This is a genomic window from Roseicella sp. DB1501 (genome assembly GCF_013112485.1).
GTDB lineage: Bacteria > Pseudomonadota > Alphaproteobacteria > Acetobacterales > Acetobacteraceae > Paracraurococcus.
Window position 1 is genome coordinate 133180 of sequence record NZ_JABFHG010000008.1, and the last position, 14048, is coordinate 147227.

The 14048-nt window shown below is 70.8% G+C and carries 13 protein-coding genes; 7 read left to right on the forward strand and 6 right to left on the reverse strand.

The features are described 5' to 3' along the window. The first annotated feature begins 7 nt into the window (after positions 1-7). Complete coding sequence (locus tag HJG45_RS17020; protein WP_408902023.1) at positions 8-388, forward strand: hypothetical protein; 381 nt, start codon at positions 8-10, stop codon at positions 386-388. On the opposite strand, the gene fghA is transcribed toward HJG45_RS17020, so the two are convergent. Further along, a complete protein-coding gene (gene fghA, locus HJG45_RS17025; protein WP_171613305.1) occupies positions 385-1236 on the reverse strand; it encodes an S-formylglutathione hydrolase in 852 nt (283 codons plus the stop codon). The genes HJG45_RS17020 and fghA overlap by 4 nt on opposite strands. A 1-nt stretch (position 1237) precedes the next feature. Then, positions 1238-2374 (reverse strand): S-(hydroxymethyl)glutathione dehydrogenase/class III alcohol dehydrogenase, encoded by a 1137-nt coding sequence (locus HJG45_RS17030; RefSeq protein WP_171613306.1) that lies wholly within the window; start codon positions 2372-2374, stop codon positions 1238-1240. A gap of 281 nt (positions 2375-2655) precedes the next feature. Here HJG45_RS17030 and HJG45_RS29635 point away from each other — a divergent pair, with 281 nt between their 5' ends. Beyond that, positions 2656-2892: a class I SAM-dependent methyltransferase gene (locus HJG45_RS29635; RefSeq protein WP_254452586.1), complete on the forward strand. Its 237-nt coding sequence runs from the start codon at positions 2656-2658 to the stop codon at positions 2890-2892. Positions 2893-3091: 199 nt separating this feature from the next. Here the strand turns inward: HJG45_RS29635 and HJG45_RS17040 are convergent, their stop codons facing one another. From HJG45_RS17040 to HJG45_RS17050, 3 genes are all read right to left on the reverse strand, one after another. Continuing rightward, positions 3092-6313: a PAS domain-containing protein gene (locus tag HJG45_RS17040; RefSeq protein WP_217362953.1), complete on the reverse strand. Its 3222-nt coding sequence runs from the start codon at positions 6311-6313 to the stop codon at positions 3092-3094. Positions 6314-6652: 339 nt separating this feature from the next. Beyond that, complete coding sequence (locus tag HJG45_RS17045; RefSeq protein WP_171613308.1) at positions 6653-7456, reverse strand: SDR family oxidoreductase; 804 nt, start codon at positions 7454-7456, stop codon at positions 6653-6655. A 136-nt stretch (positions 7457-7592) separates the two neighbouring features. After that, positions 7593-7931 (reverse strand): hypothetical protein, encoded by a 339-nt coding sequence (locus HJG45_RS17050; RefSeq protein ID WP_171613309.1) that lies wholly within the window; start codon positions 7929-7931, stop codon positions 7593-7595. A gap of 92 nt (positions 7932-8023) precedes the next feature. Here HJG45_RS17050 and HJG45_RS17055 point away from each other — a divergent pair, with 92 nt between their 5' ends. Further along, positions 8024-8959, forward strand: coding sequence for a LysR family transcriptional regulator (locus HJG45_RS17055; protein WP_171613310.1), 936 nt, complete (start codon positions 8024-8026; stop codon positions 8957-8959). 514 nt (positions 8960-9473) lie between these two features. Beyond that, positions 9474-10475, forward strand: a complete 1002-nt coding sequence (locus HJG45_RS17060) for a serine hydrolase (protein WP_171613311.1) — start codon at positions 9474-9476, stop codon at positions 10473-10475. Positions 10476-10487: 12 nt separating this feature from the next. Here HJG45_RS17060 and HJG45_RS17065 read toward each other — a convergent pair whose 3' ends face one another. After that, positions 10488-10976 (reverse strand): flavodoxin family protein, encoded by a 489-nt coding sequence (locus HJG45_RS17065; protein ID WP_171613312.1) that lies wholly within the window; start codon positions 10974-10976, stop codon positions 10488-10490. A gap of 154 nt (positions 10977-11130) precedes the next feature. Between HJG45_RS17065 and HJG45_RS17070 the strand changes: the two genes are divergently transcribed. From HJG45_RS17070 to HJG45_RS17080, 3 genes are read left to right on the forward strand one after another with little or no spacing between them, the layout of a single operon-like run. Further along, positions 11131-12378 (forward strand): Hsp70 family protein, encoded by a 1248-nt coding sequence (locus HJG45_RS17070; RefSeq protein ID WP_171613313.1) that lies wholly within the window; start codon positions 11131-11133, stop codon positions 12376-12378. A gap of 59 nt (positions 12379-12437) precedes the next feature. Continuing rightward, positions 12438-13088 (forward strand): isochorismatase family protein, encoded by a 651-nt coding sequence (locus tag HJG45_RS17075; protein WP_171613314.1) that lies wholly within the window; start codon positions 12438-12440, stop codon positions 13086-13088. A 2-nt stretch (positions 13089-13090) separates the two neighbouring features. Beyond that, on the forward strand, positions 13091-13969 hold the full coding sequence (locus HJG45_RS17080) for a polysaccharide deacetylase (protein WP_171613315.1): 879 nt from the start codon (positions 13091-13093) through the stop codon (positions 13967-13969). Positions 13970-14048: the final 79 nt, after the last annotated feature.

A 14048-nucleotide genomic window follows, 5' to 3' on the forward strand; every position in this document is an offset into this window, starting at 1 on the left:
CCGATATGTGACGATGACGTGGCACCTCGATGCGCGGATACCCCTGCTGGTGACCGGCGATGCGGCGGCGCTGGAACGGGCGCTGGCCACAAGGCCGGGCGCCGCGGTGCTGGCCGAAGCACCGCCGCCGCCCCTGCCGGCCGGCGCGGTGGCGCTGGCGAGCTTCGATCCGGCCATGCCGCATGCTGCGGCCTGCGCCTGCTGCGGCGGCCGCCTGCCCGCCGCAGCAGCACTGGACCGGCTGTTCCAGGCGCGGGTGCGCAATCAGTGCCCGTGGTTCGAGCGGGTGGTGGCGCTGGCCGAGACGGCGGCGGCGCGGGACGCCATCGCCGCCGCGCTCGCCGGGGATGCGGTGACCGCCGCCCGCTTCCGGGCGGTGGAGAGCTAGGCCCGGGCCAGCCGCGCCGCATGCCAGCGGAGATGGTCCTCCACGAAGCTGGCGATGAAGAAGTAGGAGTGGTCGTATCCTTCCTGCCGGCGCAGGGTCAGCGGGATGCCGGCCTTGCGGCAGGCCTCCTGCAGCAGCTCGGGCTTGAGCTGCGCCGCAAGGAAGCTGTCCGCCGTCCCCTGGTCCACCAGGATGTCCGGCACCCGCGCCCCGTCCTCGATCAGCGCCGTCGCGTCATAGGCCCGCCAGGCGGCACGATCCGGGCCGAGATAGCCGGACAGCGCCTTCTCGCCCCAGGGGCAGCGCAGCGGCGAGCAGATCGGCGCGAAGGCCGAGACCGATGCGTAGCGGCCCGGATTGCGCAGCGCGATGGTCAGCGCGCCGTGGCCGCCCATGGAATGCCCCATGATGCCCTGCTGCTCGAGATCGGCCGGCAGCTCGGTGCCGATCAGCGCCGGCAGCTCCCGCTCGATGTAGCTCCGCATGCGGTAATGCGTCGCCCAGGGCTGCTGCGTGGCATCGACGTAGAAGCCGGCGCCCAGCCCGAAGTCGTAGGCCTTCTCGGGGTCGTCCGGCACGTCCTCGCCGCGCGGCGAGGTGTCGGGCGCGACCAGCAGCAGGCCGAGCTCGGCCGCGACGCGCTGCGCCCCAGCCTTCACCGTGAAATTCTCCTCCGTGCAGGTGAGGCCGGCGAGGAACCACACCACCGGCACCTTCGCCCCGTCCAGCGCCTGGGGCGGCAGATAGGCGGCGAAGCGCATCTCCGTCCCCGTCTCGGCGGAGCGGTGGCGGAGCACGCGCTGCTCGCCGCCGAAGCAGCGGGCGCGCGAGACGATCTCCGCCGCCATGCTAGAAGATCACCACCGAGCGGATCGACTTGCCCTCGTGCATCAGGTCGAAGGCCTCGTTGATCCGGTCGAGCGGCATGGTGTGGGTGATCAGGTCGTCGATGTTGATCTTCCCCTCCATGTACCAGTCGACGATCTTCGGCACGTCGGTGCGGCCGCGCGCCCCGCCGAAGGCGGTGCCCTTCCAGACCCGGCCGGTGACGAGCTGGAAGGGCCGCGTGGCGATCTCCTTCCCTGCCTCGGCGACGCCGATGATGATGCTCTGGCCCCAGCCGCGATGGCAGCATTCCAGCGCCTGGCGCATGACGTTGACGTTGCCCGTCGCGTCGAAGGAGAAGTCGGCGCCGCCATCCGTCAGGTCGGCGATGGCCTGCACCACCTTGTCGTTGCCGACCTCCTTCGGGTTGACGAAGTGGGTCATGCCGAACTTCCTCGCCATCTCCTGCTTCGCCGGGTTGATGTCGACGCCGATGATCTTGTCCGCGCCCACCATGCGGGCGCCCTGGATCACGTTCAGCCCGATGCCGCCGAGGCCGAAGACCACCACATTGGCGCCCGGCCAGACCTTCGCGGTGTAGATCACCGCGCCGATGCCCGTCGTCACGCCGCAGCCGATGTAGCAGATCTTGTCGAAGGGGGCGTCCTCGCGCACCTTGGCGACCGCGATCTCCGGCAGCACGGTGAAGTTCGAGAAGGTGCTGCAGCCCATGTAGTGGTAGACGGTGTTGCCCGAGGGCGCACTGCGCCCCGCCGGCTCGCAATGGAAGCGGCTGGTGCCGTCCGGCATCACGCCCTTGCCCTGGGTCGCGCGGATCGCGGTGCAGAGGTTGCTGCGCTGGCTGAGGCAGGTTTTGCACTGCCGGCATTCCGGCGTGTAGAGCGGGATCACGTGGTCGCCCGGCTTCACGCTGGTGACGCCGGCGCCGACCTCGCGCACGATGCCGGCGCCCTCATGGCCGAGGATGGCAGGAAACAGCCCCTCCGAATCCAGCCCGTCCAGCGTGTAGGCGTCGGTATGGCAGACGCCGGTCGCCATCACCTCGACCAGCACCTCGCCGGCCTTCGGCCCCTCCAGATCGACGGTGTCGATGGTGAGCGGCTTCTTGGCCTCCCAGGCGACGGCGGCGCGCGTCTTCATCCGGCTCCCTCCCTTGCGACATGCATGGCCCGACAGGATGCCTGTCGGATGTGTGGGCCGATCCTGCCCTCACAAGAGGTTATCGGGAAACCCTGACTAAGGTAGCGGGACGTTCTCTTCCCCGGCGTGGGAGAGGCGAAAGCCGAAGCCTCACGGCAAGAGAATCATGGCTGGCACATCTTAACGATATATCTGAATATATTCAGATACGCTCTTTTTGCCTGTGCCGCTCCCCTAGCCAGGATCCCCCGCTCGGACAAGACCATCACCCGTCGCGTGAGATGGCGGAGAAGGCCGGACTCGCGGCGCATGTCGACGTCCTCGTCGGCGACACGGTGGCGATGATCCGGGCCCTGCCGGGCAAGATCGACGTCGTGCTGATCGATCTATGGAAGGATCTCGACCTCCCCTGCCTCGATGCCTTCTACCCGCGCCTCAATCGCGGCGCGATCATCGTCGCCGACAACATGATCCACCCCGGCAATGCCGATGTGCGGCACTCAAGCGTGATCGCTTGAGGCGGACTCACCGGAAAGCGTGACTCACGCGATCAAACAACCGCCTGGACCATGATCCGCGACCCTGTGTGAGCGGATCATGGTCCATGGCGAGGCAGTGCGCGCCAGGCCCGGCATAGGCAGCGTGCTGCTGCCGGTCGGCAGGGGCATCGAGGTGAGCCGCTTCCTGCCGGATGAGGGCCGCCTCAGGTGCCGGGCGTCAGCCGGCGAGCACCTCCCGGATGCGGCTCGCCAGCGCCTCGGTGGTGAAGGGCTTGGTCATGACATGCATGCCGGGGTCGAGATGGCCGTTGCCAATGACCGCGTGCTCGGCATAGCCGGTGATGAACAGCACCTTCAGCCCCGGCCGGCGCTGCCGCGCCGCATCCGCCATCTGCCGACCGTTCATGCCGCCGGGCAAGCCGACATCCGTCACCAGCAGGTCAATCCGCGCCGGGGATTGCAGCAGCGCCAGGCCGCTGGCGGCATCGACCGCCTCCAGCACCGCATAGCCGAGATCGCCGAGCACCTCCGAGGCGAAGGTCCGGATCGTCGGCTCGTCATCGACGACGAGCACCGTCTCGCCCGGGCTGGCCTGCGGCGCCGGCGAGCCGGGCAGCGCCTCGCCCACCTCGGCATCGCCGCGATGGCGCGGCAGGTAGAGCCGCATCGTCGTGCCCTGGCCGGGCTCGGAATAGATGCGCGCCTGGCCGCCGGATTGCCGGGCGAAGCCGTAGATCATGGAGAGGCCGAGCCCGGTGCCCTGGCCGAAGGGCTTGGTGGTGAAGAAGGGATCGAAGGCCCGCGCCGCCACCTCCGGCGTCATGCCGACGCCGGTATCGGTGACGGCGATCGCCACATACTGCCCGGGCGGCAGGTCGCGCTCGCGCGCGGCTCGCGCGTCCAGCCGGGTGTTCGTCGTCTCGATGGTCAGCCGGCCGCCATCGGGCATGGCGTCGCGGGCATTGATGCAGAGGTTGAGCAGCGCGTTCTCGAGCTGGTTCGGATCGACCAGGGTCGGCCAGAGCCGCGGCGCGCCCACCACCTCGAGCGCGATGGCCGGGCCGATCGAACGCCGGATCAACTCTTCCATGCCGGCGATCAGCCGGTTCACCTCGGTCGGGCGCGGATCCAGCGTCTGCCGGCGGGAGAAGGCGAGCAGGCGGTGGGTCAGCGCCGCGGCGCGCTTCGCCGCGCCCTGGGCGGTGGTGATGTAGCGCCCGGTCTCGGCGAGGCGGCCCTCCTGCAGGCGGCGGTTCAGCAGCTCCAGCGCGCCGATGATGCCGGTGAGCAGGTTGTTGAAATCATGCGCGATGCCGCCGGTGAGCTGGCCGACCGCCTCCATCTTCTGGCTCTGCCGCAGCTGCGCCTCCAGCGCCCGCTGCTCGGTGACGTTGTGGCCGGTGGCGTAGATCTCCTCGCCTTCCGGGATGCAGGTCAGGCTATGGCTGCGATAGCTGCCGTCGCGGTGGCGCAGCCGGATGTCGAGGCCGCGGACCGGCTCGCCGGCGAGCAGGCGCTGCCAGGCCGCCTGCAGCTCCGGCATGTCCTCCGGATGCGCCAGATCGGTGTAGAGCATGTCGTGCAGCACCTCCGCCGGATGGCCGAGATCCGTGGTCCAGGCGGGGTTGACCGCCTTGGCGCGCCCGTCGCGCCCCCAGATGGACAGCAGGTCGGTGCTGACGGTCCAGATGCGGTCGCGCTCGCGCGTGCGGTTCTGGACCAGCTGCTCGAGGCCGGTATTCATGGCCTGCAGCGCCGACTCGGCGCGCTTGCGGTCGGTGATGTCGAGCACGGTGCCGATCAGCCGCACCGGCGCACCCTGCTCGAAATGCGTCTCGCCATTGGCGGAGACCCAGCGCTCGATCCCGTCCTCGATGCCGATGGTGCGGTATTCGCAGCGGAACTGGCCGGTGCCCGCCGGGTCGAGCGCGCCGCGGACCGCCGCATCCGCCCGCGCGCGGTCCTCGGGATGCAGGCCGGCGAGGAAGGTGCCGGCATAGGTGACCGGGGCGTCCGGCGAGAGGCCGAAGAGCGCGCGGCAGCGATTGTCCCAGATGAGCGAGTCGCTGCGCACGCGGTAGTCGAAGGTGCCGATCCCGGCGGCGGCGGTGGCGAGGCGCAGCCGGTCGTCGCGGTCGCGCAGGGCGGCATCGGCGCGCTCCAGCTCGCTGCGGTCGAGCATGGCACCGATCATGCGGATGGCGCGGCCATCCTGGTCGCGGATGACATAGCCGCGGTCGCGTACCTGGGCGTAGCTGCCATCGGCGCGGCCGAAGCGGTACTCGCCGGACCAGCTCGTGCCGGTGCCCTCGATCACCGCGTGGATGTCGCGGTCCACGCGCTCGCGGTCCTTGGGATGGATGGTGGCGAGCCACCAGGCGCCGGTCGGCTCCACCGCCTCCGGGGTCCAGCCATAGGCCGATTCCAGCGCCTCGTTCCAATGCACGGCGTTGGTCGTCAGGTCCCAGTCCCAGATCGCGTCGCGCGCCGCCCGCTGCGCCAGGCGGTAGCGCTCGTTGATCGCCTCGGCCCCCTCGCCGGTGCTGCGTTGCTGCGTGCGGTCGCGCAACACCTTGAGGAAGCCGACCTGCTCGCCGGTCTCGTCGCGCAGCGGCAGCATCTCGGCGGCGGCCCAGATGCGGCTGCCATCCTTGCGCTGGTGCCAGCGTGTCTCGCCGGTCCGGCCATGCTGCCGGCTCGCCCGCATCTCCGCCGCCGGGAGCTGCGCCGCACGATCCTCCGGCGTGAAGATCAGCGCCAACGGCTGCCCGAGCGCCTCCGCGGCGCTCCAGCCGAACAGGGTCTCGGCGCCGGTGTTCCAGCCGGTGATGCGGCCCTCGAGGTCGGTCGCCAGGATGGCGATGTCGACCGCGCTGTCGAGCGTGCGGCGGCGCAGCGCATCGGCGCGGTCGCGCCGGGCGAGCTGCGCCTCGCGCTGCGCCAGCGCCCGGCGCAGCGCGATCTGGGTGCTGGCCTGGCGGGCAAGCGCCTGGAGCAGCCCGCGCTCCCGCGCATCGAGCCCGGCCGGGCGCGGCTGGGTATCGAGGACGCAGAGCACGCCGACCGGCAGTCCCTCGGCACGGACCGGCATGCCGGCATAGAAGCGCAGGCCGGGGCTGCCGGTGACGAGCGGGTTGCCGGCGAAGCGCGGATCCTGCGTGGCGTCGGGGATGACCAGACCGTCCGGCTCGTGCAGCGTGACCGGGCAGAAGGCGAGGGCCCGGGGCAGGCTGCCGCGGGCGAAGCCGAACGTCGCCTTGCTCCACTGCCGGATCTCGGCGACGAGTTGCAGCGCCCCCATCGGGGCCCCGAGCAGTTCGGCCGCCAGCCGGGCGAGGTCGTCGAAGCTGTCCTCGGACGGCGTATCGAGGAGGCCGGTCCGGTGCAGGGCCTCGAGGCGCTCGGCTTCGGTCCAGCCGGGCGGTTGCGGGTCGCTCATGCCGGATGGCTCATGCCGGGCGGACGGCCCGCGGCCGCGCAGCCATCGGTCCGGTGGGCATGAGACGCAGGTTGTAGGCGGCCGATGGCATTCGCAGCCTCTAACAGGCGTGCTTGGCCCACGAAATGCCCATCCTCGTCATTGCGCCGGGCCCGACGGGGCGTCACGCAGGTGTGTGGCGGCACTCCTTCGCCGTTCGGCTTTGCGGTCCGCCCAACCCGTCCTTGGGAGCTGGCCCTACAGCGGATTGCGTTCAAGATCGAACGCCACTCCGCTGCAGCCTGTTGTTTTCAATGCAAATTCAAGCGTCCGGTCGGTCTCGTCCTTCCGCGATCCGCTCTAGTCCGGCGCCTCCCCGGCCGCGCCATAGGCCATCCAGCCGCCATCGACCGGCAGGGTGATGCCGGTGACGTAGCTCGCCGCCGGCGAGGCGAGGAACCAGGCAGCCTCGGCGATCTCCTCCGGCCGCGCCAGGCGCCCGAGCGGGGCGCGGCGGGCGATGGCACCGGTATCGATCTTGCCGTCGCGCTCCAGCGCCTCGACCAGTGGCGTGCGCACATAGCCAGGGGCAATGGCGTTCACCCGGATGCCGTGCCGGCCCCATTCGGCGGCGAGGCTGCGGGTGAGGGCGATGATGCCCGCCTTGGCGGCACCGTAGCCGTTCCGCCGCGGCAGGCCGGTGAGCCCGGCGATGGAGGCGAGGCCGATGATCGCGCCGCGCCCCTCCTCCCCTCCCCCGCCTGGCGCCGCCGCGCGGGCCAGCATCGCCTTCGCTGCCTCGCGGGCGCAGAGGAAGCTGCCCTTCAGGTGGATGTCGAGCTGGCGGGCGAAATGCGCGCCGCTCTGCTCCAGCGTCGGCTGGATGCTGTCGGCGATGCCGGCATTGTTCACCAGCACGTCGAGCCGGCCGAGGCGCTGCGCGACCTCGACCACCATGGCGACGACCTGCGCCTCCTCGGCGACGTCGCAGGCCAGGCCGAGATGCCCCTCGCCGAGCTCGCGGGCGCGGGCCTCGGCCGCCGCCTGCCGCAGATCGGCGATGACGATGCGGTGCCCGCCCGCCGCGAAGCGCCGGGCGATGGCCCAGCCGATGCCGTCCGCCCCGCCGGTCACCAGCGTGACCGGGCTGCCCTGTTGCGCCATCTGTCTCCTCCCGGGCCTTCTCCGGCGCAGCATCCCCCGGAAGCGCCGCCCGGGACAGCCCCGGCCCGCGTCGCTGCGGTCCGTTGTTTCCAGAGCAGAGTCACGCCTTCCCGCGATCTGCTCTGGGGTGCCGGGGTCAGTTGATGGCGACTGGGGTCGGGTGGCGGACCAGGACGGTATCATCGCGGCGGCTGATCTCGATCTGCTCGGGCGCCGCATCCGCGGCCCGCGGCGCCGAGAGCAGCACGCTCTGGCCGGGGACGAGCCGGGTCTCGAGGCGGAGCGGGGTCGCATCCGGGCTTGCCAGGGTGACGACCAGGCGGTAGCCCTCCGGCTCGACCGTGTAGTAGGCGATGCCGGCGGCCTCGCCCAGCGCGATGCTGCGGGCCTCGACCGGCCGCAGCTCCTGGGCCGGCGCGGGGGCGGTGGCGGCGAGCGCGAGCCCGGCCGCCAGGAGAGTGGAACGAAGGATCATTGCGTATCGACCTCTGTCGGGCCCCGGTGATGCGGGGCGTTGCGAGTGAGATGGTCGAGGCGGGATGATTGGTCCAACCGATTGGATCGATCATGGCTATCGACCACGCTCATCTCGCCCGGCTCGATTTGAACCTGCTGGTCGCCCTTGATGCCCTGCTCACCGAATGCAGCGTGACGCGGGCGGCGGCGCGGGTGGGCCTCGGCCAGTCGGCGATGAGCCACAACCTCGCGCGGCTGCGCCGGCTCTTCGGCGACGAGCTGCTCACCCGCGCGCCGGAAGGGATGCGGCCAACGCCGCGCGCGATGGCGCTGGCCGAGCCGGTGCGCGCGACGCTGGTGCGGATCCAGGCGCTGATGTCGCGCGAGGACCGCTTCGACCCGCGCACCGCCGAGCGGACCTTCCGCATCGGCCTGCCCGACAGCGCCGAGGTGCTGCTCGCCTCCGCCCTGCTCGCGCATCTGACGGCGACGGCGCCGGGGATCCATCTGCGGCTGCACAACATCGATTCGACCCGGTTGCTTGACGACCTCGATGCCGACCGGCTCGACCTTGCCATCGGCCTCGGCGAGTTCGCGGCCGGCCAGGCGCACCACAAGCGGCGGCGACTGATGACCGAGCCCCATCTCTGCATGTTCGATGCGGCGCGCACCGGTGTCACGCCGCCGATCTCGCTCGAGGACTATGTCCGGCTGCCGCATGTGCTGACCAGCCTGCGCGAGGGCGAGCGCGGCGTGGTGGATGATGCGCTCGCCGGGCTCGGGCTGCGGCGGACCGTGGTGCTGACGACGCCGCGCTTCCTCGCCGTTCCCTATCTCGTCGCCCGCGCGCCGGTCGTCGTCACCATGCTGGGGCGGCTCGCGCGCTTCTTCGCCGCCGAGCTCGGGCTGAGCCTCAGCCCGCCGCCGGTCGCGCTGCAGGATGTCGCCGTCTCGCTGCTCTGGCATGCCTCCTACGACCAGGATCCGGCGCATGCCTGGCTGCGGCAGGAGATCCTGCGGATCGCCCAGGAGGTCGCGGCGGGCTGACGGCGTGCCAGCACCCGCCCGGGTTGGCCAAGCCCCGGCATCGCCGCCACGCAATTCCCGCTGATCACGGCATAGTACATTCGCATGAACCGGTCGCAGTCCCCGAGGAACGCGAAAAATATTATTCATTGAAGATCGACAGGAATATTAATGGAATTCCTTGACGCCAGCCATCATTTCCAAATCACGGGAGGGGAGGAATGTCAGTATTCAGGGCACCACCTGGACTGCGCATGTCCCGCGCTTCGCTCTCGCCGCCTTGCTCTGCCTGGGCCTTGCCGCTGTTCCTTCCGCAGCACAGCAGAATGCGCCTGCGGCGCGGCCGGACGATGCCCGCCTGCGGAACGTAGCGAGCGGCCGTGCGGCATGACCGGGCGGATGACCGAGGCGGGCCGGAGGGACCTCCGGCCCGCCATCCTCCTCCGGCAGGAATTCCAGGAACTTCGAAAACCCGTCCCTGCCGATGCCGGCGGCGTCTGCAATGATCGGCGCGTCGGCATGGAGGCACGACGACATGGGCATTGCAGGCAGGCGGATGCTGATGGGCGGCGCAGCGGCCTGCGGCCTGGCGCCGCCGCTGGCCCGGGCCACCGAGACGACGGCGCGGCAAGGCGGGCTGCAGGCGCGCATCCGGGCGCATTTCAGGGGCATGCCTGGGACGCGCGCCATGAAGATCTGGGCGCCGGCAACCGCCTCGGGGCCGGAGTTGCTCATCGCCGAGAATGCCGGTGAGCAACTCTTCATCGGCAGTGCCATCAAGGCCTTCGTGCTCTGCGAGCGGTTGCGCCAGCTCGATTCCGAGGATGTGGCGAGCCGGATCGTCGCCAACCAGCTTGCCCTCGACGAATCCGTCTGGTCGGCGGACAGCGCGAGCTTCAACCCGCCCAATCTCACCGGCAAGGTCTCCGAGCGCACCGCGATGGAGGCGATGATCCTCCACAGCGACAACACGGCGACCGACATGGTGCTGAAGGCGACCGGGCCGGACCGGGTGCGCGCCTTCCTCGCCGAGGCAGGCCTGCGGAACAGCCTGATCCCGGACAGCACGCGCAGCTTCTTCGCCTACCTCCTCGGCGCGCCCGATTACCGGAGCTTCACCTGGGCCGAACTGCTCGCCGCCGACGACAAGCCGATCGTGAACTCGCCGCTCAATCCGGAGCAGAGCTTGGCCTCCTCGGCCGAGGATCTCGTCGCCTTCTACGCAGACTCGGTGCAGGGCAGGTTCTTCCACCATGCGGCAAGCTTGCAGGAATACCGCAACGTGCTGTCGCTCGGCGACGTCATCCATCGCGTCCTGCCGCTGGGCGGCAGCGCCTTCGCCAAGGGAGGCAGCATCGATGTCCGCGGCTACCATGCGCTCTGCGCTCCCGGCGCAGTGTTCCTCGCTGGCCGCTGGCTGTACTTCGCCTTCATCCTGAACTGGTACAGCGCGGCGGAGACCGATCCGACGACGGTGGCGCGCTACCTCGCCGCGGTGCAGGCCGCGATGGTCGATCTCTACGCGGCCCTCGGCTGACCGGCGACAACATCAGAAAATGCCCATCGCCAGCCCGGCCGCGAGCGCCGCGCCCAGCTCCTCGCAGCGCCGCAGCTCATCGGCGGGCAGGCGCTTCTCCGCCAGGATCGCCTCCGGCGTCTGCGCCGCGGTGCAGACCAGCACCGGCGCCGCCACCTCGCGCAGGCGCCAGCCGGTGGCGATGCGCGCCATCTGCCGCAGCGCGCCCTGCCCGTCGCTGCCGGCGCAGACCATCCGCGCATAGGGCCGGCCGTTCAACCGGTCGAGCACCGGATAGTAGCACCGGTCGAAGAACTCCTTCATCGCCCCCGAGAGCGCCGCCAGGTTCTCCGGCGCGGCGAAGAGATAGCCGCCGGCGGCGAGCAGCTCCTCCGGCCCCGCCGCCTCGGCCGGCAGCAGCCGCGCCGGCGCCGCCTCCGCCTCCGCGCCGCGCGCCGCCGCCTCGGCCATCTGCCGTGCGCCGCCGGTGCGGGAATGGTAGACGATCAGCAGCCCCGCCATGCGCGCCCTTCCCTGCCCTGTCCGCGCCGAAAATGGGGCGGCGCAGCGGGCCCGGCATCCCCCGGGCCGGCCTTTGCGGGCCCCTGCCTCGCCGGACTTGCCAGATGGCGCCGCGGCTGCTCCAAAGCGCCCCCTTCCCAATCCGCGGACCGGCATGCGCCCCGTCATCGGCATCGATTTCGGCACCACCAACAGCGTCGTCGCCGCCCTGCGCCCGGATGGCGGCGTGGCCACGCTCGACCACGCGGCCGGCGCCGTCTTCCGCTCCGTGCTCTGCCTTTGGCAGGCGGCGCAGGGCGGCACGGCACTGGCGGCGGGCCCGGCGGCGATCGAGGCCTATCTCGACGATCCGCTGGCCAGCCGGCTCATCATGTCGATGAAGAGCTACCTGGCGCAGCGCAGCTTCCGCGAGACCCGCATCCATGGCCGCGGCTGGACGCTGGAGGCGCTGGTGGCCGCCTTCCTGCGGGCGCTGCTCGCGCCCTTCGCGGCCGAGCTTGCCGGGGCCCGCATCGTGGTCGGCCGGCCGGTGCAGTTCGCCGGCGAGACGGCGGATGACGGCTTCGGCGAGGCGCGGCTGCGCGCCGCCTTCGCCGCCGCCGGCCTGCCGGAGGTGATGGTGGCGCTGGAGCCGGCGGCGGCCGGGCACCGCTTCGCCGCCGGGCTGGGCCAGGCGGCCACCGTGCTGGTCGGCGATTTCGGCGGCGGCACCAGCGACATCTCCATCCTCCGCTTCGAGCCGGGGCCGCCGCGGCGGGTGACGCCGCTCGGCCATGCCGGCCTCGGCCTCGCCGGCGACGCGCTCGACTACCGCATCATCGACCATGCCGTCTCGCCCCTGCTCGGCAAGGGCGGCAGCTACACGGTGATGGGCAAGCCGATGCCGATCCCGGTCGGCTGGTACCTGAATTTCGCGCAGTGGCATCGCCTCTCGCTGATGCGGGCCCCGCGGGTGCTGGCGGATATCCGCGAGGTGGCCCGCACCGCCGAGGCGCCGGAGCGGCTGCACCACCTCCTGCAGCTGGTCGAGGAGGAGGCAGGCTATGCGCTCTACCGTGCCGTCTCCGGGGTGAAGGCGGCGCTCTCGGGCACCGAGAGCGCGGTGCTCGACTTCCGGCATGAGGGCTTCGCGGTGCGGCGGGAGATCGCGCGGACCGAGTTCGAGAGCTGGATCGCCCCCGAACTGGCCCGCATGGATGCCGCGGTGACGGCGGCGCTGGCCTATGCCGGCCTGCCCGCCGCGGCGGTGGACCGCGTCTTCCTCACCGGCGGCACGGCACTGGTGCCGGCGGTACGGCGGCTCTTCGAGGCGCGCTTCGGCGCCGAGCGCATCGCCGGCGGCGGCGAGTTCGTCTCGGTGGCGGAGGGGCTGGCGCTGATCGGGGCCGAGGCGGCGGACTGATCCGAACCGGGCATGGCGCTTGCTATCATCCTGGGCGAACCCCAGCGGAGGACTGCCCCATGTCGAACCCCGATGCCGATATCTATGCCGCGCGCGGCTATGGCAGCCGTCCCCTGGGCTTCGGCGCCAAGCCCGGCCTGGTCGTGGTCGATTTCCAGCGCGGCTTCACCGAGGCGGGCTTCCCGATGGGCGGCGCGCCGATGGTCGATGCCGCGGTGCGCAACACGGTGCCGCTGATCGCCGCGGCGAAGCGGGCCGGGCTGCCGGTGATCGCCTGCGTCAACGGCTATGACAGCCCGCGCGCGGCGCCGCATTGGAAGGCGGCGCCGGTCTTCGACCTGCTACAGGGCACGCCGGCGGTGGAGCTTGATCCACGCATCGCCGCCGCCGGGCCGGATGTGGTGCTGATGAAGACCGCGCCCTCGATCTTCTTCGCCAGCCCGGCCGCCGCCATCCTGACGAAGGAGCGGGTGGATACGGTGATCGTCGCCGGCTGCATCACCTCGGGCTGCGTCCGGGCGAGCGTGATCGACGCCTTCTCGCTTGGCTTCCGGGTGATGGTGCCGGAGGATTGCGTCGGCGACCACGACCCCGTCGCGCATGCGCAGAACCTGAAGGATGTGGAGCGGCGTTATGCCGACGTGATCGACGGCGCCGCCTGCCTCGACGCCATCGAGCGCTGGCGGGCAGCGAACGACCGGGAGGGATGACGATGCCAAAGGAGATCCTCTGCGCCTTCAGCATCCATTGCGACGCCGTGGCCGGCTGGCTCGGCAGCTATATGGGCGAGGACAGCCCGGGCGACATCAGCCGCGGCGTCTTCGCCGCCGAGGTCGGCATGCCGCGCATCCTGCGGCTCTTCGAGCGCTTCGGGCTGAAGCAATCCTGGTTCATTCCCGGCCATACCATCGAATCCTTCCCGAAGGAGACCGAGATGGTGGCCAAGGCCGGGCATGAGATCGGGCTGCACGGCTACAGCCACGAGAACCCGCTCGCCCTCTCCCGCGCGCAGGAGGAGGCGATCTTCGACAAGTGCATCGAACTGATCGAGCGGCATTGGGGCCGCAAACCGGTCGGCTATGTGGCGCCCTGGTGGGAGGTGAGCGCGACCTCGATCGAGATCCTGGTCGAGCGCGGCATCGCCTATGACCACAGCCTGATGCACCACGACTGCGAACCCTATTACGTCCGCACCGGCGATGCCTGGGTGCCGATCGACTATGCGCAGCCGGCCGAGCGCTGGATGAAGCCCTTCACCAAGGGCCGGCCCACCGGCCTCGTCGAGATCCCGGCCTCCTGGTATCTCGACGACCTGCCGCCGATGATGTTCATCAAAAAATTCCCGAACAGCCACGGCTATGTCTCGCCGCATCAGCTCGAGCAGATCTGGCGCGACCATTTCGACTTTATCTACCGTGAATACGACTATGCCGTGGTGCCGATGACCATCCACCCGGACGTCTCGGGCCGGCCGCAGGTGCAGCTGATGCTCGAGCGGCTGATCGCGCACATGCTGAGGCATCCCGGCGTGCGCTTCGTCACGCTCGAGGAGATGGCGGCGGATTTCCGCCGCCGCAGCCCCGCCCCCTGATCGGCGCGCGGGGCAAGAGCGCGGTCAAAGGCTGAAGACGTCTGTCGGAACCGTCGCTGCCCGTTGCCCTGCCGCGGCT

Coding starts and splice junctions, on each gene's coding strand:
- fghA (WP_171613305.1), bottom strand. CDS start 1,236: ATGGCGGCGGAGATCGTCTCGCGCGCCCGCTGCTTCGGCGGCGAGCAG.
- HJG45_RS17030 (WP_171613306.1), bottom strand. CDS start 2,374: ATGAAGACGCGCGCCGCCGTCGCCTGGGAGGCCAAGAAGCCGCTCACC.
- HJG45_RS29635 (WP_254452586.1), top strand. CDS start 2,656: ATGGCGGAGAAGGCCGGACTCGCGGCGCATGTCGACGTCCTCGTCGGC.
- HJG45_RS17040 (WP_217362953.1), bottom strand. CDS start 6,313: ATGAGCGACCCGCAACCGCCCGGCTGGACCGAAGCCGAGCGCCTCGAG.
- HJG45_RS17045 (WP_171613308.1), bottom strand. CDS start 7,456: ATGGCGCAACAGGGCAGCCCGGTCACGCTGGTGACCGGCGGGGCGGAC.
- HJG45_RS17050 (WP_171613309.1), bottom strand. CDS start 7,931: ATGATCCTTCGTTCCACTCTCCTGGCGGCCGGGCTCGCGCTCGCCGCC.
- HJG45_RS17055 (WP_171613310.1), top strand. CDS start 8,024: ATGGCTATCGACCACGCTCATCTCGCCCGGCTCGATTTGAACCTGCTG.
- HJG45_RS17060 (WP_171613311.1), top strand. CDS start 9,474: ATGGGCATTGCAGGCAGGCGGATGCTGATGGGCGGCGCAGCGGCCTGC.
- HJG45_RS17065 (WP_171613312.1), bottom strand. CDS start 10,976: ATGGCGGGGCTGCTGATCGTCTACCATTCCCGCACCGGCGGCGCACGG.
- HJG45_RS17070 (WP_171613313.1), top strand. CDS start 11,131: ATGCGCCCCGTCATCGGCATCGATTTCGGCACCACCAACAGCGTCGTC.
- HJG45_RS17075 (WP_171613314.1), top strand. CDS start 12,438: ATGTCGAACCCCGATGCCGATATCTATGCCGCGCGCGGCTATGGCAGC.
- HJG45_RS17080 (WP_171613315.1), top strand. CDS start 13,091: ATGCCAAAGGAGATCCTCTGCGCCTTCAGCATCCATTGCGACGCCGTG.